The sequence below is a fragment of the Blautia wexlerae genome, from assembly GCF_013300825.1.
In the GTDB taxonomy this organism is placed as follows: Bacteria; Bacillota; Clostridia; order Lachnospirales; family Lachnospiraceae; genus Blautia_A; species Blautia_A wexlerae_B.
This window is the reverse complement of record NZ_JAAIMY010000095.1, coordinates 1-528: the sequence shown is the minus strand read 5'-3', so window position 1 is coordinate 528 and position 528 is coordinate 1. Positions and strand designations below refer to the sequence as shown.

The 528-nt window shown below is 34.3% G+C and carries 1 pseudogene; it reads left to right on the top strand.

Annotated features, from left to right (window positions below):
- Positions 1-285, top strand: a pseudogene (locus tag G4417_RS16575) (IS30 family transposase); the annotation flags it as partial.
- Positions 286-528: the final 243 nt, after the last annotated feature.

Below are 528 nucleotides of genomic sequence, written 5' to 3'. Positions count from 1 at the left end.
ATTTATTATTGTGATCCCAACCGTTCTGATCAAAAAGGTGCTCTTGAAAAGAATCATGAATATATAAGGTATGTCCTGCCAAAAGGAACAAGCTTTGAAAAAATGACAGACAAAACAACGCTGCTGTTATTAAATCATATCAATAGCGAAAAACGGGACAGCCTCAATGGACACAGTCCATATGAAGTATCCCGTCTCCTGCTGGATAACAGACTTCATAAAGCATTAGGATTAGCAGAGATACCAGCCGATGAAGTCACATTGATACCAGCATTAATAAAATAATAATAACAATACAGGCACAGGCAAGTTTCATTGCATAGAATTTAGTCTTTCCAACAGACATGTGGAATTTAGTCCTGCACACTATTTCCAGATGTCCTTTTATCATGCAAAAAACTATGCTGTTTATGCCGTATAAAAGCATTATATACTAAAAAAATCAAGTTGTATATCTCCGAAAATAGAATTAAATCCCGCATAAAATCAAGGTATATTAGAATGTAGAATTTACTTTTTCATTCAAGC